The organism is Streptomyces parvus, from assembly GCF_032121415.1.
In the GTDB taxonomy this organism is placed as follows: domain Bacteria; phylum Actinomycetota; class Actinomycetes; order Streptomycetales; family Streptomycetaceae; genus Streptomyces; species Streptomyces globisporus_A.
On the sequence record NZ_CP135079.1, the window covers coordinates 2,297,220 to 2,320,739 of the forward strand.

Here is a 23,520-nt window from a genome sequence, read left to right on the forward strand (position 1 = left end):
CGACCGTGCGCGGTTGCGGGTCCGCCCTTTCACGGCCTGCGCCCGCCCGCCGATAGTCGATCACGGAGACTCCTCATGTCCCAGCACTCCCGCAAGAAGCTGACGTCCGGCAAGAAGGTGATCCTGGGCGTCAGCGCACTGGCCGCCTCCGGGCTCGCCGTCGGCCTGCTCGTCACACCGGCCGCGGTGGCGGAGGGGACCGGTGCGGCCGAGGCGCAGAAGCAGAGCAAGGCCGCGGCCGCCGACGCGTCGGCGGCGAAGACCGCCGCGCCCAGCGCTTCGGCCGCGAGAACCGCCGCCTCCACGGTGGTCTCCGGCGTCACCGTCAACGGGAGCAACAGCGCCGGCGTCGGAACGACGAACACGCAGACGATCACCGTGAAGTGGAAGATCAGCGGCGGGTCGAAGCTCTACGGCAGCCACGCGTCGATCTGGCGCGGCACCGACCGCGACGGCGGACTGAAGCGGTTCATCAACTCCGAGCAGTTCGATGCGGACACCGACCCCTGCGCTCCGTCCGGCGACGCCACGTTCAGCTGCACGGCCACCTTCAGGATGGACCCCCGGAGCGACCTGACTAACGAGGATGCCGGAGCCTGGAAGATCTCCCTCTGGGCAGTCACCGACGCAGTCACCGACGTGCGCACCGACAACGCCAAGACCTGGTACCTCAAGCGCTGGTCCCGGCTGAGCAGCAACGCGGCCCCCGAGCCCGTCGCCAAGGGCAGGACGATCACGATCACCGGCAAGTTGGAGCGCGCCAACTGGGACACCCACAAGTACGCCGGCTACACCCAGCAGACCGTCCGCCTCCAGGAGCGTTCGCTGACCGGCTCGTACGCCACCACCAGCAGTCACCGCACCGGCACCGGCAGCCAGGCGGGCGTCGAGAAGAAGACGCGCACCGCCACTGCCGACCGCTGCTACCGCTACATGTTCGAGGGCACCTCCACCACGCCGCCGGTCACCGCCACCGGTGACTGCGTGGACGTGCGCTGAGCCCGCTGACCCGGCCGGCCACCGGGTCAGCGAGGTGACGGGCCACGTCGCGGAGCCGGCGCCCCTACGCGACGGACTCCTCCTCCAGCAGCCCCGCCGCGTGCAGCAGGTAGTCCGTCATCGGGTCGTAGAAGCGCGGGTCGGTGACGTGGTCGTCCAGCGGGACCGTGACCTGGAGGGTGCCCTCCGACTCGCCGAGGAAGAGGGCCGGGTCGTTGCAGTCGGCGTACCCGATCGCGTCCAGCCCCCGCTGTCCCGCGCAGCCCGCCCAGCCGTGGTCGGCCACGACCAGGTCGGGCAGCGGGCGGCCGAGATGGGCCATGGCGTCGAGGATGGCGGCCATCGGGGCCGGGGAGTGGGTGTGCCAGAGGGTCGCGCCGCGTTCCAGCATCGCGACGTCGGCGAACTGGAAGACCATGCCCTCGTCGGCGATCAGCCCGGACGGGATGCGGACGATCTCGCAGCCGGCCCGGCGCAGCGCGTCCGCCGTCTGCCGGTGCACGTCCAGCAGGCCGCCGGGGTGCCCGGTGGCGAACAGGACCCGCTCACCGCCGTCGGCGGCCTTGCGCAGACGGGCCGCCATCCGCTCCAGGGCGTCGACCGTCAGTTCCGGGTCGATGGTGTCCTGGCCCTGCCGGTGCGCGGGATCGTCGTTCACCCCGCAGCGCTCGGCCATGACGGCGAGGACGTCCTGCTCGTCGGTCCAGCGGTCGCCGAGCTCCAGACCGAGCCAGTAGTGGCGGTCGCCGTTGGCGAGCTTGCGGTAGTGGGAGAGGTTGTTGTCGCGTGGCGTGGCGACGTCCCCCGCGATACGCGTACGGACGAGGTGGTCGACGAGGGCGGCGCGGCTGGGTATCGGCATGGACCCATTGTGCCGTCCGGTGTGCGGACCGTGCCCGGTTCCTGATCAACGGAGAGGGCACGGCCGTCAGGGGCTCGGGGGGCTCGGGCTGAGCCCTTCGACGGCGAGGGCGAAGAGGCGGCCGGCCTGGACGGACGGTTCGGTGTGGTGCTCGGTGGCCAGAGCGATGCCGACGGCGAGGGTCAGCAGATCGTGGAAGGTGGTGCCCGGCCTGACCGACCCGTCGCGCAGGGCCCGGCGGAGCAGCGGCGTGGCCGCGTCCTCGATCACCGCGCCGCAGGAGTGCTGCCCGGGGGCGTCGGTGGGGGGCTCGAAGGTCAGGGCGTCGGCGAGGCCGCGGGCGCCCACGGCGTACGCGAGGAGGCCGTGCAGCCACTCCAGCAGGGCGGCGCGGCTGTCTTCGGCGCGGCTCAGCTCGTCGGCGCGCTCGCACAGGGCCTGGATGCGGGTCCGGAAGACGGCTTCGAGCAGGGCCTGCCGGGTGGGGAAGTGGCGGCGCACGGTGGCGGAGCCGACGCCTGCCGTGCGGGCGACCTGTTCGAGGGAGGCGGCAGCCCCGTGCTGGGCGACCTCGGCCTCGGCCACGGCGAGGATGCGGCTGTAGTTGCGGCGGGCGTCCGCGCGCTGACCGGTCACTTTCTCTCCCTGTTTGCTAAGTGGTGGGCCCCGCCATATCGTAGCCAACGAGAAACGGCGGACCCCGCCGTTTTACGGCTGCGTGACGCCGGCAGGAGAGTGCGGGTCGTCCACAGGAGGTGCGCCCGGCATTCGCCCGAACAAGAGGAGCCATCACCATGGCATCGGAATCCGCCCCCGTACTGGTCACCGGAGCCACCGGCCGCCAGGGCGGGGCCACCGCCCGGGCCCTGCTGGCCGCCGGCATGCCGGTGCGCGCGCTGGTGCGCGACCCGCACACGCGGCGCGCGAAGGACGTCGAGGCGCTGGGCGTCGAGCTGGTGACCGGGGACCTGACCGACCGGTCCTCGCTGGACGCGCCCTGCTCGGGCGTCCGGGCCGTGTTCTCGGTGCAGATGCCGCCGATGGACGCGAGCGGCGTCGACTTCGCGGGGGAACGGGCGCAGGCGGCCAACCTGATCGAGGCGGCGCGGGCGGCCGGCGTGCCCCAGTTCGTCCAGTCCTCGACCAGCGGCGTCGGGACTCACACGCGGACGCCCGGCTGGGCCGAGGGCCGCTGGGCCGCGATGACCCCGTACTTCGACACCAAGGAGGCGATCCTGGAGCAGGTGCGCGGAGCGGGTTTCGCCCGCTGGGCCGTGGTCAAGCCCGCGTTCTTCATGGAGAACCTCCCCCAACTGGCGCCGAACGGGCCCGAAGGCGGCCTGGCGACGGTGATACGGCCGGACACGGTCCTGGCGCTGGTGGCGAGCGAGGACATCGGCGCGGCCGTCGCGCACGCCGTACAGGAGCCGGACCGGTTCCACGGGGTGGAGCTGGAGCTGGCGGGCGACCGCCTCACGATGGCGGAGGTCGCCGAGGTGCTGTCCACGGCCTGGGGCGTACCGGTGACGGCCCCGTCGATGGACCTCGACGAGGCGCTCGCGGCGGGGATGCCCACCTGGGGCGCCGGTCATCTGTGGAGCAACGCCATCACCCAGCCGGCCCGCCCCGAGCTCGCACGGGAACTCGGCATTCCGGTGACCTCGTTCGCCACCTGGGCGCACCGGCACCTGACGCCGGCGACCTGAGGGGGACGGCCCGAGGACAGCGATCCGGCAGCGGTCCGGGCGCCGTACACCGGGCGTCCTACGACACCGCGGTGAGGACCGTCACGACGGTCACCGCGGAGATCGCCGCCTGGAGATTGCGGATCGCCTCGCCCACGCTCACGCCCGCCCAGTGGCCCTCGGCGATCTCGGCCATGCGCGGGGCGACCTGCTTCTTCGGCAGGGCGGGGAAGGCCTGGCGGTGCATGCCCGTGGCGTGCACCAGGGCGACGAGCGCGCCGGTGCGGGCGTCCGGCTCGGCGCCCTCCAGCACCGCGGCGGCCAGCCGGGCGCGCAGCTCCCGCTCGACGGTTCCGTCGGCCTCCGGGTAGCGGCGCACCGGGAAGACGCCGAGGGCGCGGTGCTTCTCCTCGGTCACCAGGCCGCGGGCGACGAGGCTGTCCACGACGTCCTGGGAGCCCTTGGCGTGGTCCCGGGTCAGCCAGTCGGTCACCTTGCGGCTGCTGGAAGCCCCGTGGACCCAGCGCGTGAGCCGGTCGAGCCGGCCGTCCAGGAGGGCGTCGCCGGTCGGGGTCGGGTCGAAGACCTCGACGCGGCCGCCCCTCACCGTGACGCGCCCCGCCATGACCAGCTCCAGGAGCATGCCGGCCGCCACGCCCCAGCGGGCGGCGGTCTCGCCCTTGGCCGCGCCGGTCTCGTCGTCCAGCGACAGCAGCATGATCTCTTCACCCAGTGAGACGGTCATGGTGCGGCTCCCCGATTCGTGGCGTGTCGACCGGACAGACGTACGTACCCCGTCCGTGGTTGCCCGGAACCCGGGGTGGCCCGGAAGAGCGGGCCGCCGCTCAGGAAGGTTCCGCCGCGGCGAAGGCGCCCCGGGCCAGCCGGTGCAGCAGGGCGGCGGTCGCCGCGCGGCCGGGCAGGGCGTCGGGGCGGGCCAGGTGCGGGGTGGAGTTCAGCAGGCCGAAGACGGCGTGCACGGTGACGCGGGCCCGGTTCTCGGCCAGCGACGGGTAGAGGGCGCGGACGACGCCGACCCAGACCTCGACGTACTCGCGCTGGAGCCGGCGCACCCGCTTGCGGTCCGTGTCGCGCAGCCGGTCCAGCTCCCGGTCGTGGAGGGTGATCAGGGGGCGGTCGTCGAGGGCGAAGTCGATATGGCCCTCGATGAGCGCGTCCAGGAGCGCCTCCGGGGAGCCGTCGCCCCGGGCCGCGTCCTCCGAGACCCGCAGCCGTCCGCCCTCCAGCAGGCGTTCGCTGATGCCCACCAGCAGTTCGGCGAGCATCGCGTCCTTGCCGGGGAAGTGGCGGTAGAGGCCGGGGCCGCTGATTCCGACGGCGGCGCCTATCTCGTCGACGCCGACACCGTGGAAGCCGCGCTCGGCGAAGAGGCGGGCGGCCTCCCGGAGGATCTGCTCGCGGCGGGTGGGGGCCGCGACGCGGGCGGCGGCATGGGTGCTCATGAGGATTCATTCTAGACAGGGTCGTTAGCGGTCGTTAACCTGAGGGAAACGCGTTAACGCTCATTAACAGCACGTCAACGCTTTCACCACTGCGGTACGGGCAAGGGGGCTCGACACGATGCAGCAGGCACCGGTCCTGGCGAGCGCGGCCGATCCCGCCTCGGAGGCCTGGCGGGCCAACGAGGCGGCGCATCGCGCGCTCTCCGACGACCTGGCGGGACGTCTCGCCACGGCACGGCTGGGCGGGGGTGAGAAGGCACGGGCCCGCCACGAGGCACGCGGCAAGCTGCTCCCCCGGGACCGGGTGGACACCCTTCTCGACCCGGGCTCGCCGTTCCTGGAGCTGGCCCCCCTGGCGGCCAACGGGATGTACGGGGACCAGGCCCCGGCGGCGGGCGTCATCGCCGGCATCGGGCGGGTCTCCGGCCGGGAGTGCGTGATCGTCGCCAACGACGCGACCGTCAAGGGCGGCACGTACTACCCGATGACCGTGAAGAAGCACCTGCGCGCCCAGGAAGTGGCTCTGGAGAACCGTCTCCCCTGCCTCTATCTGGTCGACTCGGGCGGTGCGTTCCTGCCGATGCAGGACGAGGTCTTCCCCGACCGGGACCACTTCGGGCGGATCTTCTACAACCAGGCACGGATGTCGGGGGCGGGCATCCCGCAGATCGCGGCGGTGCTGGGCTCCTGCACGGCGGGCGGGGCGTACGTCCCGGCGATGAGCGACGAGGCCGTCATCGTCCGCAACCAGGGCACGATCTTCCTCGGCGGTCCGCCCCTGGTGAAGGCCGCGACCGGCGAGGTCGTGACGGCGGAGGAGCTGGGCGGCGGCGAGGTCCACTCCCGTACGTCGGGGGTCACCGACCATCTCGCGGAGGACGACGCGCACGCGCTGCGGATCGTGCGCAACATCGTCGCGACCCTCCCGGACCGGGCCCCGCTCCCCTGGTCGGTCGAGCCGGCCGAGGAGCCGAAGGTGGACCCGGCCGGGCTGTACGGGGCGGTCCCGGTGGACTCCCGCACCCCCTACGACGTGCGCGAAGTGATCGCGCGCGTGGTGGACGGCTCCCGCTTCCAGGAGTTCAAGGCGGAGTACGGGCAGACGCTGATCACCGGTTTCGCCCGGATCCACGGCCACCCGGTCGGGATCGTCGCGAACAACGGCATCCTGTTCTCCGAGTCGGCCCAGAAGGGTGCGCACTTCATCGAGCTGTGCGACCAGCGCGGCATCCCGCTCGTCTTCCTCCAGAACATCTCCGGCTTCATGGTCGGCCGGGACTACGAGGCGGGCGGTATCGCCAAGCACGGCGCGAAGATGGTCACGGCGGTGGCCTGCACCCGGGTGCCGAAGCTGACGGTCGTCGTCGGCGGTTCGTACGGCGCGGGCAACTACTCCATGTGCGGCCGGGCCTACAGCCCCCGCTTCCTGTGGATGTGGCCGAACGCCAAGATCTCGGTGATGGGCGGCGAGCAGGCGGCCTCCGTCCTGGCCACCGTCAAGCGCGACCAGTTGGGCGACGACTGGAGCGCCGAGGACGAAGAAGCGTTCAAGGCCCCGATCCGCGCCCAGTACGAGACCCAGGGCAACGCGTACTACGCCAGTGCCCGGCTCTGGGACGACGGCGTGATCGACCCCGTGGACACCCGGCAGGTGCTGGGCCTCGCGCTCACGGCCTGCGCCAATGCCCCGCTGCCCCAGAAGGACCCGGCCGGGCCCGGCTTCGGCGTCTTCCGGATGTGAGGAACAGATGACGACGATGTTCGACACCGTTCTGGTCGCCAACCGCGGCGAGATCGCGGTCCGGGTGATCCGGACCCTGCGGGAGCAGGGCGTGCGCTCGGTCGCGGTCTTCAGCGACGCGGACGCGGACGCCCGGCATGTCCGGGAGGCGGACACGGCGGTACGGATCGGCCCGCCGCCCGCCGCCGAGAGCTACTTGAACGTGCCGGCGCTCCTGGAGGCGGCCCGCCGCACGGGCGCGCAGGCGGTCCACCCGGGGTACGGCTTCCTGGCGGAGAACGCGGAGTTCGCGCAGGCGTGCGCGGACGCCGGGCTGGTCTTCATCGGCCCGCCCGCCTCCGCGATCGCGCTCATGGGCGACAAGATCCGGGCCAAGGAGACGGTCGCGGCCTACGGGGTCCCGGTCGTGCCCGGCTCCTCCGGCAGCGGCCTGACCGACGCCCAACTGGAGGAGGCCGCTCGGGAGATCGGCACCCCGGTCCTGCTGAAGCCCTCGGCGGGCGGCGGCGGGAAGGGCATGCGCCTGGTCCGCGACGCGGCGGCGCTGGGCGAGGAGGTCGCGGCGGCGCGACGGGAGGCCCGTGCCTCCTTCGGCGACGACACCCTGCTCGTCGAGCGGTGGATCGACCGCCCCCGCCACATCGAGATCCAGGTCCTGGCGGACGCCCACGGCAACGTGATCCACCTGGGCGAGCGCGAGTGCTCGCTCCAGCGCCGCCACCAGAAGATCATCGAGGAGGCGCCGTCCGTCCTGCTGGATGAGGAGACCCGGGCGGCGATGGGCGAGGCGGCCGTCCAGGCGGCGCGCAGTTGCGGCTACGTCGGGGCGGGGACGGTGGAGTTCATCGTCCCGGGCAACGACCCCTCCTCGTACTACTTCATGGAGATGAACACCCGCCTCCAGGTCGAGCACCCGGTGACCGAGCTGGTCACCGGCCTGGACCTGGTGGAGTGGCAGCTGCGGGTGGCTTCGGGCGAGCAACTCCCTTACGCACAGAAGGACATCACGCTCACCGGCTGGGCGATCGAGGCGAGGGTCTGCGCCGAGGACCCCTCCCGCGGCTTCCTGCCCTCCGGCGGTACGGTGCTGGCGCTGCGCGAACCGCAGGGCGGCGGGGTGCGGACGGACTCGGGGCTCGGCGAGGGCGTGCCGGTGGGCAGCCTGTACGACCCGATGCTGTCGAAGGTCATCGCGTACGGCCCCGACCGCGCGACGGCGGTCCGCAAGCTGCGGGCGGCCCTCGCGGACACGGTGATCCTGGGTGTTTTGACCAACGCGGGTTTCCTGCGGCGTCTGTTGGCGCACCCGGACGTGGTCGCGGGGAACCTGGACACGGGTCTGGTGGAGCGCGAGGCGGAGGGCCTGGTGCCGGACGGCGTACCGGACGAGGTGTACGCGGCGGGCGCGGCGGTCCGCCGTGACGCCCTGGAGCCGCGGCCGGACGCGGGCGGTTGGACGGACCCGTTCTCGGTGCCGAACGGGTGGCGGACGGGGGGTGTGCGGGCACCGCTGGCGTTCCCGCTGCGGGTGCCTGGCACGGACCCGGTGACGTACGAGGCTCCGGCGGGAGCCGTGGTCGGGCCCGACCGGGTGACGGTCGAACAGGACGGCACGGTCGTTCACTTCCACCGCTCGGGCGACTGGCTCGGCCGGGACGGCGACGCCTGGCACGTCCAGGACCACGACCCGGTGGAGACGTCCCTGAGCGGGGCGGGCCGGAGCGGGGCGGACACGCTGGCGGCCCCGATGCCGGGCACGGTCACGGTGGTCAAGGTGGCCGTCGGGGACGAGGTCGAGGCGGGTCAGAGCCTGCTCGTGGTGGAGGCGATGAAGATGGAGCACGTGATCTCCGCCCCGCACGCGGGGACGGTGGCGGAGCTGGACGTCTCGGCGGGCGCGACGGTGGCGATGGACCAGGTCCTCGCGGTCGTGGTCCCGGCCGCCGACGGGGAGGACGCATGAGCGCGCAAGGGCTCCCCATGAAGGTCCCGGCCCCCGGCCTCCCGGCCCGGGTCCGCATCCATGAGGTGGGAGCGCGTGACGGCCTGCAGAACGAGAAGCAGGCCGTCCCGACCGAGGTGAAGGCGGAGTTCATCCACCGGCTGGCGAGGGCCGGCCTCACCACCATCGAGGCGACGAGCTTCGTACACCCGGAGTGGGTGCCCCAACTGGCAGATGCCGAAGCGCTGTTCCCGCTTCTCGGCGACATCGCGGACGTGGGCGACGTGTCCCTTCCGGTCCTCGTGCCGAACGAACGCGGGCTGGACCGGGCGCGGGCGCTCGGGGTGCGGTCGATCGCGGTGTTCGGCTCGGCGACGGAGACGTTCGCGGCCCGCAACCTGAACCGTACGGTCGACGAGTCGCTGGCGATGTTCGAGCGGGTGGTGGCCCGCGCGAAGGCGGACAGGCTCCGGGTGCGCGGGTATCTGTCGATGTGCTTCGGCGACCCGTGGGAGGGCGCGGTCCCGGTCGCCCAGGTGGTGAGGGTGGCCAAGGCCCTGATGGACCTGGGCTGCGACGAGCTGTCGCTGGGCGACACGATCGGGGTGGCGACGCCGGGCCACGTGACAGCGCTGTTGACAGCACTGAACGAGGCGGGCGTCGCGACGCCCGCCATCGGCGTGCACTTCCACGACACGTACGGCCAGGCGCTGTCGAACACCCTGGCGGCGCTCCAGCACGGGGTGAGCACGGTCGACGCCTCGGCGGGCGGCCTGGGCGGCTGCCCGTACGCGAAGAGCGCCACGGGGAACCTCGCCACCGAGGACCTGGTCTGGATGCTCGACGGCCTGGGCATCGAGACGGGCGTCGACCTGGCCGAACTGACCGCCACCAGCGTCTGGCTGGCCGGACACCTGGGCCGGCCGAGCCCGTCCCGCGCGGTCCGAGCCCTGACCCCTCCCCCTTCTTCCTCTCCCACAAGGAGTGTGTGACCCCATGTCCCTGGACCACCGGCTGACCGCCGAGCACGAGGAACTGCGCCGCACGGTCGAGGAGTTCGCGCACGATGTGATCGCGCCGAAGATCGGCGACTTGTACGAGCGCCATGAATTCCCGTACGAGATCGTGCGCGAGATGGGCCGCATGGGCCTGTTCGGGCTGCCGTTCCCGGAGGAGTACGGCGGTATGGGCGGCGACTACCTGGCGCTCGGGATCGCCCTGGAGGAGCTGGCGCGGGTCGACTCCTCGGTGGCGATCACCCTGGAGGCCGGGGTCTCCCTGGGCGCGATGCCGCTCCACCTGTTCGGCACGGAGGAGCAGAAGCGCCAGTGGCTGCCGAAGCTGTGCGCGGGCGAGGCGCTGGGCGCGTTCGGCCTGACCGAGCCGGACGGCGGCTCGGACGCGGGCGGCACGCGGACGACGGCGGTGCTGGACGAGGCGACCAACGAGTGGGTGATCAACGGTTCGAAGTGCTTCATCACCAATTCGGGTACGGACATCACGGAATTGGTGACGGTCACCGCGGTGACCGGCCGGAAGGAGGACGGCCGTCCTCTGATCTCCGCGATCATCGTCCCGTCGGGCACCCCCGGTTTCACGGTCGCGGCCCCGTATTCCAAGGTCGGCTGGAACGCCTCGGACACCCGCGAGCTGTCCTTCTCGGACGTCCGCGTCCCGGCGGCGAACCTCCTGGGCGAGCAGGGCCGGGGCTACGCCCAGTTCCTCCGCATCCTGGACGAGGGCCGGATCGCGATCTCGGCCCTGGCCACGGGCCTGGCCCAGGGCTGTGTCGACGAGTCGGTGAAGTACGCCGCCGAGCGCCACGCGTTCGGCAGGCCGATCGGCGCGAACCAGGCCATACAGTTCAAGATCGCGGACATGGAGATGCGCGCCCACATGGCCCGCATCGGCTGGCGGGACGCGGCCTCGCGCCTGGTGGCGGGCGAACCGTTCAAGAAGGAGGCGGCGATCGCGAAGCTGTACTCCTCGACGGTCGCGGTGGACAACGCCCGCGACGCCACGCAGATCCACGGCGGCTACGGCTTCATGAACGAGTACCCGGTGGCCCGGATGTGGCGCGACTCGAAGATCCTGGAGATCGGCGAGGGCACGTCGGAGGTCCAGCGGATGCTGATCGCCCGGGAGCTGGGACTGCCGGGCTGACCTGCCGCCTGCCGCACTGCGTGCTGCCGCCCCGTCCGCCGTGGAGCACTCCGCGGCGGACGGGGCGGACGTGCGGGCGGGGCCCGTCGGCGTTACGGGCGGGACTCCGATGTGATCGTGAACGGTCCCTCGGCGGCGGCCACGCACGGGACGACGTCCGATACCGCGCCCGCCGCCACACCCGATTCGCAGAGCCGGCCGCCGTCCTCGCGCAGGTCGAGGTGGAAGCGGGTCTTCTTGCCGTCCTGCTTGAGGTGGTGGATGCGTTCGTCGGTGTAGCCGAGGCTGTTCAGGGTCTTCCGGACCTTGGCGGTGGTGGGGTCCGCGAGCATCTGCAGCGCCGCGATGACGCGCTGTTCGTGGTGGACGCTCACACACCGTTCGCGGTCGTCCAGCTCCGCTTCGGGCCCGGTGGGAGGAGCGGGTTCGACCGGGTCGGCAGGAGGTGTCTCCCCGGGGGCGACGCTCTCCGGCTCCTCCGTATCGGGCTTGCTCGCGCCGGCGGGTCTCCGCGAGTTCACTCCCGGCTCGGGGCACGCCTTCTCGAACCTGTCGAACAGCGCCTGGGCCGCTCCCTGTTCGGGGGGCGGCTGCTGGGACACCGCCGAGGAACCGGCGCTCCCGCTCTGCCGGCCGCCGTCACTCTGTTCAGTTCCGCAGCCGGTGAGGACCACAGCGGTGACGGCAGTGAGAGCGGCAGCCGCGAGAATGCGCCGGCCGGGGGTGAACACGCTGATGGGGCCTCGGATGTGTGTCATGCGCCGAGTCTCTGTCGGGCACGTGCGCCCGGCTTGAGTACGGATACTCATCGTCCCGGGCCATTCACCGGCAGGGGGCGGGGTCGGAACCTGCCGGCCCCGCGGTCCTTCCGGACGGCCGCGACGGGAAGGCCCGGCCGGCACGGCGTTTCCGCCCGCACACGGGCCTCGCCCGCGAGGTCCGTACGTCTCAGCGCCAGGCGTGGCGGATCTTCAGCCGTCCGTATCCCAGCGCCCCCGAGAAGCGGATACGCGGCGCGTCGGGGCGGGACGGCTGCCGGGGCCGGTAGCGCAGGTCCTTCCACCCGGTCGCCAGGCCCTCGACCTCGACGATCGCGTCCCTCGGCACGATGATGCTCGCGTTGCCGGTGCCGAGACTCAGCTCGATGTCGATGACCGGATACGTGAGGACCGCCCGGGACAGGTCCAGGCGTACCCGCCCGAAGGCGGACTCGACCTTGAGAGTTCTGGGCACCTGCCACGCGCCGCGCCGCGTGATCCGCCCCCCGGCGGCGGCGATCGTCGCCGTCGTACCCGGGTCCTCCGCCGGGAGCGCGTCCAGGGCCACCGCGAGCTCGCCATAGGTCGTGGCGGAGAGCACCCGGTCGAGGCGGCCGTCCATCTCCTCGTGCGTGATGCGCTGTTCGGCGTACGCCTCCCGCACGCGCAACACGGCGCTCTCACGGTCGTCTTCGCCGACGCGCGTCGAGGCGCTTCGCTGAGGTGGGGTCACCGGTTCACCTTAGCGCCGCGCCAACCGCCGTGGCATGCAGCGCACTTGGGATCTCAGGAGGCCGACGCCCCCTCGCTCTGCCGGGCGTCGTAGTCGCTCCGTGCCTTCGCGATCTCCTGCTGGTGGCTCTCGGTCCAGTCGACGAGCGACCTGATCGTCGTGTGCAGGGTCGCGCCCAGCTCCGTCAGCTCGTACTCCACGCGGGGCGGGACGACGGGGTACACCGTGCGCCGCACCAGACCGTCGCGTTCGAGCTGGCGCAGGGTCACCGTGAGCATCCGCTGGCTGATGCCCTCGATGAGCCGCCGCAGCTCGGAGAAGCGCAGCGTGCGGCGTTCCAGGTGGGCGATGGCGAGGAGCGACCACTTGTCCGCGACGCGGTCGAGGATCTGCCGCACCTCGCAGCCCTCGCGGACGTCCCACTGGCTGATGTCGTAGTCCGGAGCGGCGTCGGTATCGGCGCAGTGACTCGGTGACTTCGAAGTGCCTTCTTCCATACCGCCCCACGGTGCCGCAAGCTTCGAGTGGTTACAAGAGGGAACCGACCACCGGTCCGGTAACTCGTTCTTTCCGCGCTGCTTGAGGCCTCCGCACGCGAACTCCTCACCACTGTTCCGCTGTTGTGGCGGCTCGCCATGCCCGTTTCCGGCCCGCATCCATCCGCGCACAAGGAGATTCCCGTGTCCTCATCACCGTCCGCACCGGCATCGAGCAGCGGCCGCATGACCGGCCGTGCCTGGGGCGTGCTGCTCGTCCTGTGCGGCGCGATCTTCCTCGAAGGCATCGATGTGGCCATGCTGAACGTGGCCCTGCCCGCGATCCGCGAGGATCTCGGTCTGTCCACCGGCACCCTCCAGTGGGTGATGAGCGCGTACGTCCTGGGCTACGGCGGGTTCATGCTGCTGGGCGGACGGGCGGCCGATCTCTTCGGCCGTCGCCGGATGTTCGTCCTCTGGCTCGTGGTGTTCCTGCTCTTCTCCGGGCTCGGCGGTCTGGCCACCGAGGGCTGGATGCTGATCGTCGCCCGTTTCGTGACGGGGATCGCCGCGGCGTTCATGACCCCGGCCGGTCTGTCGATCATCACCACCGGCTTTCCGGAGGGGCCGCAGCGCGACAAGGCCCTCCTCGTCTACGCGGGCACCGCCGCCGGGGGCTTCTCGATCGGTCTGGTCGTCGGCGGGGTGCTCTCCGCGATCGACTGGCGGTGGGTGTTCTTCGCCCCGGTCGTCCTCTCGCTGGGCATCCTGCTCGCCGCGCTGGCGCTCATCCCCGCCTCGCCCCGCCCGGACCGCACCGGGCAGGGCGTCGACCTGGCCGGAGCGGTCACCGTCACCGCGGGCATCCTGCTGCTCGTCCTCGGCGTCGAGCGGGCCGCGCACGCCCCGGCCGTCTGGACCGTCGGCACGGTCGGCGCGGCGCTGCTCCTGTTCCTGGCGTTCGTCGTCATCGAGCGCTCCTCGCCCTCGCCGCTGGTGCGCCCGGGCATCTTCCGCAGCGGGTCACTGGTCCGCGCCAATGTGTCGGGGCTGCTCTTCGCCGCGGGGTTCTTCGGCTTCCAGTTCATCGCCGTGCTCTACCTCCAGGAGCTGCGCGGCTGGTCGTCCCTGCAGACCAGTTTCGCCCTGATCGTCATGGGCGTGGACGCGGTGCTCTCGCCGCTCCTGGCCCCGAAGCTGGTGGCCCGGTTCGGCAACGCCCGGCTCATCTTCGGCGGGCTGCTCGCCGCGGCGCTCTCGTACGCCCTCTTCCTGCCGCTCGCCGCGGACTGGACGTACGCGGCGATGTTCCCGAGTCTGCTCCTGGTGGGGGTGGCCTTCTCCCTGGTCTACGGGCCGCTGACCATCGTGGCCACGGACGGCGTCGCCGAGGAGGAGCAGGGGGTGGCCGGCGGACTGCTCTACACGTCCTTCCAGTTCGGTGCCGCGCTGGGGCTGTCCGCCGTGACCGCCGTCAACATCAGCGCGACGGACGGGACATCACCCGCCGCCCTCCTCGACGGGTACCGAGCGGCCCTGGTCGTCCCGCTGGCCGCCGCCCTGGTCGCCGCCGCCGTCAGCGCGTTCGGCCTCCGGGCCCGGCGGACGCGGGCGGGCAGCGCCCCGGGCGGCGGCCACGGGGCCGGGTCGGACAGGAGCAGCGCACCGGGCGGGGTCGAGCAGCCCGCCGGGCCAGGGTCCTGACCGCGCGCACGGCAGAGTCCCGCCATGGATCTCCGGCATCGGGCCGACAACCCCCGATCGCTCGGGGTCTCTCGGCGCCTCGGGTATGTGGACGGCGGCCTGGACACGGGTGTCGCGCACGGGGCCCCGGTCACGCTGCGGCGGCTGCGCCTGGACCGGGCCCGGCGGGAGGCGCACCGGAGCGTGGAGGTGACCGTGGAGGGGCCCGACGCCTGCCGGGCGGAGTTCGGGGGGTGAGTCGGCGGGGTGGCGCACGACACCCCGTTCGAGCAGGGAGCGCGGGTTCGCCCCGGAGCGCATGACGTCCACCACGTACTGGACGCGCGGGCCGAGCGAGGACCCGGCGCGGACGGCGGAATCGGAGGCCGTATCCGCCGGAAACGGCTCGCCGGAGCGGCCCGCAGCAGAGCGGGTGCACCAAGTGGCGCGATGGGGGCGAAAGCAGACAACCGGCACACTCGCCGGGGGCGAGGGAAGGGAGCGATTCTGAGTTAGGTTAGGCTCCCCTTACTTCGAGATCGCGCCCTCGTACCCTCTTCCTGCCCGGAGGGACGCGATGAAGTTCCCCTCACCCGGGAGGACCCCTTCATGCGTGCGCACCTGCTCAACAACACGACTGCGGAGCACTATCGGAGCACCGTCTCCGCAGGCGTGGAACGGGTCGCGGCCACCCTCGCCGCCACCGAGCGCCCCTTCAGCGGGATCGGTGTCGACGAGCTCTCCCCCGTCGTCGACGCGATCGACCTCGACCGGCCGCTGGGCGACGCCGCCGCCGCCCTCGACGAGCTCGGCGAGGTCTACCTCCGCGACGCCGTCTACTTCCACCACCCCCGCTACCTGGGCCACCTCAACTGCCCGGTCGTCATACCCGCCGTGCTCGGCGAGGCCGTGCTCTCCGCGATCAACTCCTCCCTGGACACCTGGGACCAGAGCGCGGGCGGCACCCTCATCGAGCGGCGCCTGATCGACTGGACCACCGAGCGGATCGGGCTCGGCCCGGCCGCCGACGGGATCTTCACCAGTGGCGGTACGCAGTCCAACCTCCAGGCCCTGCTGCTGGCTCGGGAAGAGGCCAAGGTCCGCCCCGAGCACTTCACCCGGCTGCGGATCTTCACCTCCGAGTGCAGCCACTTCAGCGTGCAGAAGTCCGCCAAACTGCTCGGCCTCGGCCCGGACGCCGTCGTCTCCGTCCCGGTGGACCGCGACAAGCGCATGCAGACGGTGGCGCTCGCCCACGCCCTGGAGAGCTGCGTGGCCGAAGGGGCCGTCCCGATGGCCGTCGTCGCGACCGCCGGCACCACGGACTTCGGGTCCATCGACCCGCTGCCGGAAATCGCCGCGCTCTGCGAGCAGTTCGCCACCTGGATGCACGTGGACGCCGCGTACGGCTGCGGGCTGCTGGCCTCCCGCGAGCGGCGCGGGCTGCTCGAAGGCATCGAGCACGCCGACTCGGTGACCGTGGACTACCACAAGTCCTTCTTCCAGCCCGTGAGTTCGTCGGCCGTCCTGGTCCGTGACCGGGCGACCCTGCGCCACGCCACGTACCACGCGGAGTATCTGAACCCGCGCCGGATGGCCGAGGAGCGGATACCCAACCAGGTCGACAAGTCCCTCCAGACGACCCGCCGGTTCGACGCGCTCAAGCTGTGGATGACGCTGCGCGTCATGGGCGCCGACGGCATCGGCGAGCTGTTCGACGAGGTCTGCGACCTGGCCGCCGAGGGCTGGAAGCTGCTCGCCGCCGACCCGCGCTTCGACGTGGTGGTCCAGCCGCGGCTCTCCACGCTCGTCTTCCGCTACATCCCCACCGGGGCCGTATCCCCGGACGAGATCGACCGCGCCAACCTCCACGCCCGCAAGGCGCTGTTCGCCTCCGGTGAGGCGATCGTCGCGGGCACCAAGGTGGGCGACCGCCAGTACCTGAAGTTCACCCTGCTCAACCCCGAGACGACCGCGCACGACATCGCCACGGTCCTCGACCTGATCTCCGGCCACGCCGAGAAGTACCTGGGAGACTCCCTTGACCGCGCTTCCTGACCCCCACGACTTCATCGGGATCGGCCTCGGCCCGTTCAACCTCGGCCTGGCCTGCCTCACCGAGCCGATCGACGAACTCCGCGGCGTCTTCCTGGAGTCCAAGCCGGACTTCGAGTGGCACGCCGGGATGTTCCTCGAAGGGGCCCATCTCCAGACGCCGTTCATGTCGGACCTGGTCACCATGGCCGACCCGACCTCGCCGTACTCCTTCCTCAACTACCTCAAGGAGCGCGGTCGGCTCTACTCGTTCTACATCCGGGAGAACTTCTACCCGCTGCGGACCGAGTACAACGACTACTGCCGCTGGGCCGCCGGGAAACTGAGCAGCATCCGGTTCGACGAGACCGTCGAGACGGTGACGTACGACGAGGGCACCGAGCTCTACACCGTGCGCACGGTGTCCGGCGAGGAGTTCCGCTCGCGCCACCTCGTCCTCGGTACCGGCACGCCACCGCACATCCCCGAGCCCTGCCAGGGGCTCGGCGGGGACTTCATCCACAACTCCCGTTATCTGGAAGGGAAGGCCGAGCTCCAGAAGAAGAAGTCGATCACCCTGGTCGGCAGCGGGCAGAGCGCGGCGGAGATCTACTACGACCTGCTCTCCGAGATCGACACCCACGGCTACCGGCTGAACTGGGTCACACGCTCCCCGCGGTTCTTCCCGCTGGAGTACACCAAGCTGACCCTGGAGATGACCTCACCGGAGTACATCGACTACTTCCACGCGCTGCCCGAGGAGACCCGCTACCGGCTGGAGACCGGACAGAAAGGGCTGTTCAAGGGCATCGACGGGGAGCTGATCGACGCGATCTTCGACCTGCTCTACCAGAAGAACCTGCCGGGCCCCGTGCCGACCAGACTGCTCACCAACTCCGCCCTCGTCAGCGCGCGTTACAACGAGGAGGGCGGCGCGTACAGCCTGGGGCTGCGCCAGGAGGAGCAGGGCAAGGACTACGAGCTCACCACCGAGGGCCTGATCCTCGCCACCGGCTACCGCTACGAGGCTCCCGCCTTCCTCGCGCCCATAGCCGGGCGGCTGCGCCACGACAGCCGGGGCCGCTTCGACGTGGCCCGCAACTACAGCATCGACACCACCGGGCGCGGGGTCTTCCTCCAGAACGCCTCGGTGCACACCCACTCGATCACCTCGCCCGACCTCGGCATGGGCGCCTACCGCAACGCGTACATCATCGGCGAGCTGCTCGGCCGTGAGGTCTACCCGGTCGAGAAGTCCATCGCCTTCCAGGAGTTCGCCGTATGACCCGCCCCGGCACACAGCAGTCCGCCGCCATCGGCACGTTCACCGTCCGGCCGCTGGACCCCGCCGCCGACGCCGAACTGGTGCACGGCTGGGTGACCCACCCCAAGGCCGCGTTCTGGCTGATGGGAGACGCCCGGCTCGCCGACGTGGAGCGGGAGTACCGGTCCATCGCCGCCCACCCGCACCACGAGGCGTTCATCGGGCTGCACGACGGCGAGCCCGCCTTCCTGATCGAGCGGTACGACCCCACCGAGGTCGAGCTCAAGGGGCTGTACGAGGCGGAGCCCGGCGATGTCGGGATGCACTTCCTGGTCGCCCCCACCGACACCCCGGTGCACGGCTTCACCCGGGCCGTGATCACCGCCGTGATGGATTTCCTCTTCGCCGACCCGTCGGTGCGCCGGGTCGTCGTCGAGCCCGACGTGACCAACAGCGCCGTCCAGGCCCTCAACAAGGCCGTCGGGTTCGAGGTGCTCCGCGAGATCGCCAAACCGGAGAAGGATGCTCTGCTCAGCGCCTGCACCCGTGAGCAGTTCGAAGCAGCAACCGGAGGTAACGACCGATGACGACCGACCTCACCGCCGGCGTCGCCCACCTCTCCCCGGAGCGCTGGGCCACCGCAAACCGACTGCTGGTCCGCAAAGCACTGGCGGAATTCAGCCATGAGCGGTTGTTGACCCCCGCCCCGCTCGGCGACAACCGCTACACCGTCCGTAGCGACGACGCCTCCACCGAGTACCGTTTCACCGCACGCGTCTTCGCCCTGGACCACTGGCAGGTCGAGGCCGAGACCATCACCCGGCACCGGCACGGCTCGGAACTCCCCTTGGACACCCTGGAGTTCTTCATCGAGCTGCGGCACGCGCTGGAGATCTCCGAGGAGATCCTGCCGGTCTATCTGGAGGAGATCTCCTCCACGCTGGCCGGAACCGCCTACAAACTCGCCAAGGAACCGGCCACCTCCGGCCAGCTCGTCGCCGCCGGCTTCCAGGCCGTCGAGACCGGGATGACCGAGGGCCACCCCTGCTTCGTCGCCAACAACGGGCGGCTCGGCTTCGGCGTGGACGAGTACCGGGCGTACGCCCCCGAGGCGGCGTCCCCGATCCGGCTGGTGTGGCTGGCCGCCCACCGGGAGCGGGCCACCTTCACCGCGGGCGCCGGGCTCGACTACGACGCGCTGATCAAGGACGAGCTGAGCGAGGCGACCCGGGAGCGGTTCGCCGGCGCGCTGCGCGGGCTCGGCCTCGACCCGGACGACTACTTCCTGCTGCCCGTCCACCCCTGGCAGTGGTGGAACAAGCTCGCGGTCACCTTCGCCGGAGAGCTGGCCGAACGCCGTCTGGTGGTGCTCGGCGAGAGCGAGGACGGCTATCTCGCCCAGCAGTCGATCCGTACCTTCTTCAACACCGACCACCCCGAGAAGCACTACGTCAAAACGGCGCTCTCGGTCCTCAACATGGGCTTCATGCGCGGGCTTTCGGCTGCCTACATGGAGGCCACGCCCGCGATCAACGACTGGCTGGCCGGTCTCATCGAGCGCGACGACCTGCTGCGCGGGGCCCGGTTCTCGATCATCCGGGAGCGGGCCGCGATCGGCTACCGCCACCGCTCGTTGGAGGCGGCCACCGCGAAGGGCTCCCCGTACCGGAAGATGCTCGCCGCCCTGTGGCGCGAGAGCCCCGTCCCGGGCCTCCAGCCGGGCGAGCGGGTCGCGACGATGGCCTCACTGCTCCACACCGACCACGAGGGCGGCTCGGTGGCCGGGGTGCTGATCGCCGAGTCGGGCCTGGACCCGCAGGTGTGGCTGCGGCACTACCTGGACGCCTACCTGGTGCCGGTGCTGCACAGCTTCTACGCCTACGACCTGGTGTACATGCCGCACGGCGAGAACGTGATCCTGGTCGTGGAGGACGGGGTCGTCACCCGCACGATCTTCAAGGACATCGCCGAGGAGATCGCGGTGATGGACCCGGAAGCGGTGCTGCCGCCGCAGGTCGAGCGGATCCGGGCGGAGGTGCCCGAGGACATGAAGCTGCTGTCGGTCTTCACCGACGTCTTCGACTGCTTCTTCCGCTTCCTGGGCGCGGGCCTGGCCACCGAGGGCCTCCTCGACGAGGACGCCTTCTGGCGGACGGTCGCCGCCTGTGTGCGGGACTACCAGGAGTCGGTGCCGTATCTCGCGGAGAAGTTCCAGAGGTACGACCTGTTCGAGCCGGAGTTCGCGCTCTCCTGCCTCAACCGGCTCCAGCTGCGCGACAACCAGCAGATGGTCGACCTCAACGACCCCGCGGGCGCGTTGCAGTTGGTGGGCCGACTGAAGAACCCGATCGCCGGCTTCTGAGCCCGGCCGCCGCGGTGCCGCGGCCCCCGGACGGTGAGCGCCCGAGGACGGTCCCTCGGGCGCTCGCCCCTCTCCCACGACGGCCGGCTGGCAGAATCGGGGCCATGGCGGAAATCATCCAGCGGGACGGAACATGGACGTTCGACGGGGACACCGTGCGCATCGTGCCGGGCGGAAAGGCGCATCCGGTCCGGCAGGAGCTGGGTGAGATCGCCGTTCCGCTGGAGGCGGTGGCGGGCGTCTCGTTCGAACCGGACCGCAAGGGCGGTCGGCTGCGGCTGCGGCTGCGCGGGGGCGCCTGCCCGGTGCTGCGGGCCGCCGACGGCCGGCTCAAGGACGGCGCCGACCCCTATGCGCTGACCGTGGAGAAGGACCGCACGGGGGTCGCGGAGTACTTCGTCGACGAGGTCCGCAACGCGCTGCTGATCGAGCAGGTGCCGGACACCCCGGTGGACCGCTTCCTGCTGCCGGGGCCGACGCTGCCGGTCTCCGGCGGGGGCGGCGACGGCACGGCGTCCTTCGACGGCGAGAGCGTCCGGCTGACCTGGAACTGGAAGGCCGAGGAGTCCAAGACCGCCGGGGGCGCGTCCACCTTCCCGCTGTCGCGGATCGCGGGGGTGCGGTGGCTGCCGGCGATCGGTCTGGAGAACGGCTATCTGCGCTTCGAGCCGGTGGAGGGGCCCGTCTCCGCGCCGCCGAAGTACGACCCGTACGCCCTGGACCTGTGGGGGATATCCAAGAAGGAGCACACCGCGGTCCTGGTCGCGGCGGCGGTGCTGATGCGGCTGCCCGGGGCCCGTGCGGCTCTGGACGCGCCGCAGGCGTCCCCCGCCCTGACCAAGGCGGCCGAGCCCGCCGCGGCGACCGCGGGCGATCACGACGCGCTGCTGCGGCGGCTGCGGGAGCTGGGCGAGCTGCACAAGGCGGGGGTCCTCACCGACGAGGAGTTCAGCACCGCGAAGCAGGCCGTACTGCGCAGCATGTGACGCGATCGGGCGACGTTCCCCGCACCTGCTGCCCGATATCGGGCAGATTTCTTGCATAAGCGCGCCCCGGCACGCAATATCGACGGGTGCTTGAACGCCGCTCGTCGCACGACGACCTCATCGATCACCTCGTACGCTCCACCGCGCTCCAGCGCGGCGAGGCGGCCCGGGTGATCCTCGACGTGCTGGCGTACTTCGACGAGAGCACCGACGACTTCGTCCGGCGCCGCCACCGCGAACTGCAGTCCGGCGGCCTGGTCAACACGGAGATCTTCGAGCGGATCGCGGCCGAGCTGCCGCACCGCGCCGTGGCGCCGCCGGAGCTCTCGCTCCGCCAGCTGCGCCGCATCGTCTACGGCTGAGCGGGCCGGGCGCCCGTGTGCGGGGCGCCGCCACGCATGTGTACGTGTACGTCGATGGAGGGGCAGAGAATTCATGTGCGGGATCGTCGGATACATCGGGAAGCGTGACGTCGCTCCGCTGCTGCTGGAGGGCCTGCAGCGGCTGGAGTACCGGGGCTACGACTCCGCGGGCATCGTCATCACCGGCAAGGCGGCGGCGGGCAAGCCGGGCACGCTGAAGATGGTCAAGGCCAAGGGCCGGGTCCGTGAGCTGGAGGCCAAGGTCCCCAAGCGGTTCGCGGGCACCACCGGCATCGCCCACACCCGCTGGGCCACCCACGGCGCCCCGAGCGACGAGAACGCCCACCCCCACCTGGACGCGGAGAACAAGGTCGCCGTCGTCCACAACGGCATCATCGACAACGCCTCCGAGCTGCGCACCCGGCTCACCGCCGACGGCGTCGCCTTCCTCTCGGAGACCGACACCGAGGTGCTGACCCACCTGATCGCCCGCGCCCAGGCCGACACCCTGGAGGAGAAGGTCCGCGAGGCGCTGCGCCACGTGGAGGGCACGTACGGCATCGCCGTGCTGCACGCCGACTTCAACGACCGCATCGTGGTCGCCCGCAACGGCTCGCCGGTCGTCCTCGGCATCGGCGAGAAGGAGATGTTCGTCGCCTCCGACGTCGCCGCCCTGGTCGCCCACACCCGCCAGGTCGTCACGCTCGACGACGGCGAGATGGCCACGCTGAAGGCCGACGACTTCCGTACGTACACGACGGAGGGCTCGACCACGACGGCCACGCCGACCACCGTGGAGTGGGAGGCCGAGTCGTACGACATGGGCGGCCACGACACGTACATGCACAAGGAGATCTCCGAGCAGGCCGACGCCGTGGACCGGGTCCTGCGCGGCCGGATCGACGACCGGTTCTCCACCGTGCACCTGGGCGGTCTCAACCTGGACGCCCGCGAGGCGCGCGGGGTGCGCCGGATCAAGATCCTCGGCTGCGGCACCTCGTACCACGCGGGCCAGATCGGCGCCCAGCTGATCGAGGAGCTGGCCCGGATCCCCGCCGACGCCGAGCCGGCCTCCGAGTTCCGCTACCGCAACCCGGTCGTGGACCCCGACACCCTGTACGTCGCGGTCTCCCAGTCGGGCGAGACGTACGACGTACTGGCCGCCGTCCAGGAGCTGAAGCGCAAGGGCGCCCGGGTCCTCGGCGTGGTCAACGTGGTCGGCTCCGCGATCGCCCGGGAGGCCGACGGCGGTACGTACGTCCACGCGGGCCCGGAGGTCTGCGTCGTCTCCACCAAGTGCTTCACCAACACCGTGGTCGCCTTCGCGCTGCTCGCCCTGCACCTGGGCCGGATCCGTGACCTGTCGGTCGCGGACGGCAAGCGGATCATCGACGGGCTGCGCCGGCTGCCGGAGCAGATCAGCGAGATCCTGGCGAACGAGGACGAGATCAAGCGTCTTGCGGCGGAGTACGCGGACGCCAAGTCGATGATGTTCATCGGCCGGGTGCGCGGCTATCCGGTGGCCCGAGAGGCTTCGCTGAAGCTGAAGGAGGTCTCGTACATCCACGCCGAGGCCTACCCGGCCTCCGAGCTGAAGCACGGCCCCCTCGCGCTGATCGAGCCCGCGATGCCGACCGTGGCGATCGTGCCGGACGACGACCTGCTGGAGAAGAACCGCGCCGCGATGGAGGAGATCAAGGCCCGCAGCGGCCGCATCCTCGCCGTGGCCCACCAGGTGCAGGAGAAGGCCGACCACACGATTGTCGTGCCGAAGAACGAGAACGAGCTGGACCCGATCCTCATGGGCATCCCGCTCCAGCTGTTCGCGTACCACACGGCCCTCGCGATGGGCCGGGACATCGACAAGCCGCGCAACCTGGCGAAGTCCGTGACGGTCGAGTAGACGACCCCGCACAGACGTCGGGCCCCGTACCGCGATGAAGCGGTACGGGGCCCGACGCGTGCCGTTGCAGGGCCTTCTGGCGGTCCCTCAGGAGATGCGGGCCC

The 23,520-nt window shown here is 71.4% G+C and carries 21 protein-coding genes and 1 pseudogene; 15 read left to right on the forward strand and 7 right to left on the reverse strand.

Going from position 1 to position 23,520, the window contains the following annotated elements; genetic code table 11:
- Positions 1–75 precede the first annotated feature (75 nt).
- Positions 76–999 (forward strand): hypothetical protein, encoded by a 924-nt coding sequence (locus RNL97_RS11205; RefSeq protein ID WP_050500223.1) that lies wholly within the window; start codon positions 76–78, stop codon positions 997–999.
- Positions 1,000–1,063: 64 nt separating this feature from the next.
- Here the strand turns inward: RNL97_RS11205 and RNL97_RS11210 are convergent, their stop codons facing one another.
- Both RNL97_RS11210 and RNL97_RS11215 read right to left on the reverse strand, forming a co-directional pair.
- Positions 1,064–1,861 carry a phosphatase gene (locus RNL97_RS11210; RefSeq protein ID WP_243314082.1) on the reverse strand — a complete coding sequence of 266 codons (798 nt, stop codon included), beginning with the start codon at positions 1,859–1,861 and terminating at the stop codon, positions 1,064–1,066.
- Positions 1,862–1,927: 66 nt separating this feature from the next.
- Complete coding sequence (locus RNL97_RS11215) at positions 1,928–2,497, reverse strand: TetR/AcrR family transcriptional regulator (protein ID WP_030592453.1); 570 nt, start codon at positions 2,495–2,497, stop codon at positions 1,928–1,930.
- A gap of 158 nt (positions 2,498–2,655) precedes the next feature.
- Here RNL97_RS11215 and RNL97_RS11220 point away from each other — a divergent pair, with 158 nt between their 5' ends.
- Positions 2,656–3,567, forward strand: a complete 912-nt coding sequence (locus RNL97_RS11220) for an NmrA family NAD(P)-binding protein (RefSeq protein ID WP_030592456.1) — start codon at positions 2,656–2,658, stop codon at positions 3,565–3,567.
- 58 nt (positions 3,568–3,625) lie between these two features.
- Here RNL97_RS11220 and RNL97_RS11225 read toward each other — a convergent pair whose 3' ends face one another.
- Both RNL97_RS11225 and RNL97_RS11230 read right to left on the reverse strand, forming a co-directional pair.
- Positions 3,626–4,291, reverse strand: a complete 666-nt coding sequence (locus tag RNL97_RS11225; protein ID WP_030592459.1) for a GOLPH3/VPS74 family protein — start codon at positions 4,289–4,291, stop codon at positions 3,626–3,628.
- 100 nt (positions 4,292–4,391) lie between these two features.
- Positions 4,392–5,009 (reverse strand): SACE_7040 family transcriptional regulator, encoded by a 618-nt coding sequence (locus tag RNL97_RS11230; protein WP_030592462.1) that lies wholly within the window; start codon positions 5,007–5,009, stop codon positions 4,392–4,394.
- Between the two features lie 118 nt (positions 5,010–5,127).
- Here RNL97_RS11230 and RNL97_RS11235 point away from each other — a divergent pair, with 118 nt between their 5' ends.
- The 4 genes from RNL97_RS11235 to RNL97_RS11250 are packed head-to-tail and all read left to right on the forward strand — an operon-like array spanning position 5,128 to position 10,855.
- Positions 5,128–6,750 (forward strand): carboxyl transferase domain-containing protein, encoded by a 1,623-nt coding sequence (locus RNL97_RS11235; protein ID WP_030592465.1) that lies wholly within the window; start codon positions 5,128–5,130, stop codon positions 6,748–6,750.
- 7 nt (positions 6,751–6,757) lie between these two features.
- A complete protein-coding gene (locus RNL97_RS11240) occupies positions 6,758–8,713 on the forward strand; it encodes an acetyl-CoA carboxylase biotin carboxylase subunit (protein WP_030592467.1) in 1,956 nt (651 codons plus the stop codon).
- Positions 8,714–8,730: 17 nt separating this feature from the next.
- Complete coding sequence (locus RNL97_RS11245) at positions 8,731–9,684, forward strand: hydroxymethylglutaryl-CoA lyase (RefSeq protein WP_374115200.1); 954 nt, start codon at positions 8,731–8,733, stop codon at positions 9,682–9,684.
- 4 nt (positions 9,685–9,688) lie between these two features.
- The gene (locus RNL97_RS11250; protein WP_030592471.1) at positions 9,689–10,855 is read left to right on the forward strand and encodes an acyl-CoA dehydrogenase family protein; all 1,167 of its coding nucleotides are present in this window, start codon (positions 9,689–9,691) and stop codon (positions 10,853–10,855) included.
- A 92-nt stretch (positions 10,856–10,947) separates the two neighbouring features.
- Here RNL97_RS11250 and RNL97_RS11255 read toward each other — a convergent pair whose 3' ends face one another.
- The 3 genes from RNL97_RS11255 to RNL97_RS11265 form a co-directional block, all read right to left on the reverse strand.
- Positions 10,948–11,613, reverse strand: a complete 666-nt coding sequence (locus RNL97_RS11255) for a hypothetical protein (RefSeq protein ID WP_030592474.1) — start codon at positions 11,611–11,613, stop codon at positions 10,948–10,950.
- Positions 11,614–11,803: 190 nt separating this feature from the next.
- The gene (locus RNL97_RS11260) at positions 11,804–12,346 is read right to left on the reverse strand and encodes a DUF1707 SHOCT-like domain-containing protein (RefSeq protein ID WP_030592477.1); all 543 of its coding nucleotides are present in this window, start codon (positions 12,344–12,346) and stop codon (positions 11,804–11,806) included.
- Between the two features lie 53 nt (positions 12,347–12,399).
- Complete coding sequence (locus RNL97_RS11265; protein ID WP_030592479.1) at positions 12,400–12,843, reverse strand: winged helix-turn-helix transcriptional regulator; 444 nt, start codon at positions 12,841–12,843, stop codon at positions 12,400–12,402.
- Between the two features lie 225 nt (positions 12,844–13,068).
- Between RNL97_RS11265 and RNL97_RS11270 the strand changes: the two genes are divergently transcribed.
- From RNL97_RS11270 to glmS, 9 genes and pseudogenes are all read left to right on the forward strand, one after another.
- On the forward strand, positions 13,069–14,526 hold the full coding sequence (locus RNL97_RS11270; protein ID WP_313751618.1) for an MFS transporter: 1,458 nt from the start codon (positions 13,069–13,071) through the stop codon (positions 14,524–14,526).
- A gap of 45 nt (positions 14,527–14,571) precedes the next feature.
- A pseudogene (locus RNL97_RS11275) lies at positions 14,572–14,763 on the forward strand (GNAT family N-acetyltransferase); the annotation flags it as partial.
- A 351-nt stretch (positions 14,764–15,114) separates the two neighbouring features.
- A complete protein-coding gene (locus RNL97_RS11280; RefSeq protein WP_030592485.1) occupies positions 15,115–16,563 on the forward strand; it encodes a pyridoxal phosphate-dependent decarboxylase family protein in 1,449 nt (482 codons plus the stop codon).
- On the forward strand, positions 16,547–17,824 hold the full coding sequence (locus RNL97_RS11285; RefSeq protein WP_313750647.1) for a lysine N(6)-hydroxylase/L-ornithine N(5)-oxygenase family protein: 1,278 nt from the start codon (positions 16,547–16,549) through the stop codon (positions 17,822–17,824). Before RNL97_RS11280 ends, RNL97_RS11285 begins: the two co-directional genes overlap by 17 nt.
- The gene (locus RNL97_RS11290; protein WP_030592489.1) at positions 17,821–18,390 is read left to right on the forward strand and encodes a GNAT family N-acetyltransferase; all 570 of its coding nucleotides are present in this window, start codon (positions 17,821–17,823) and stop codon (positions 18,388–18,390) included. The genes RNL97_RS11285 and RNL97_RS11290 overlap by 4 nt, the downstream gene beginning before the upstream one ends.
- Positions 18,387–20,165, forward strand: a complete 1,779-nt coding sequence (locus RNL97_RS11295; RefSeq protein WP_313750648.1) for an IucA/IucC family protein — start codon at positions 18,387–18,389, stop codon at positions 20,163–20,165. Before RNL97_RS11290 ends, RNL97_RS11295 begins: the two co-directional genes overlap by 4 nt.
- A gap of 104 nt (positions 20,166–20,269) precedes the next feature.
- The gene (locus RNL97_RS11300) at positions 20,270–21,151 is read left to right on the forward strand and encodes a DUF4429 domain-containing protein (protein WP_243314087.1); all 882 of its coding nucleotides are present in this window, start codon (positions 20,270–20,272) and stop codon (positions 21,149–21,151) included.
- Positions 21,152–21,237: 86 nt separating this feature from the next.
- The gene (locus RNL97_RS11305; protein ID WP_003968990.1) at positions 21,238–21,513 is read left to right on the forward strand and encodes a hypothetical protein; all 276 of its coding nucleotides are present in this window, start codon (positions 21,238–21,240) and stop codon (positions 21,511–21,513) included.
- A gap of 73 nt (positions 21,514–21,586) precedes the next feature.
- Entirely contained in the window at positions 21,587–23,416 is a 1,830-nt protein-coding gene (glmS, locus tag RNL97_RS11310; RefSeq protein ID WP_030592497.1) for a glutamine--fructose-6-phosphate transaminase (isomerizing), read from the forward strand.
- Positions 23,417–23,520 lie beyond the last annotated feature (104 nt).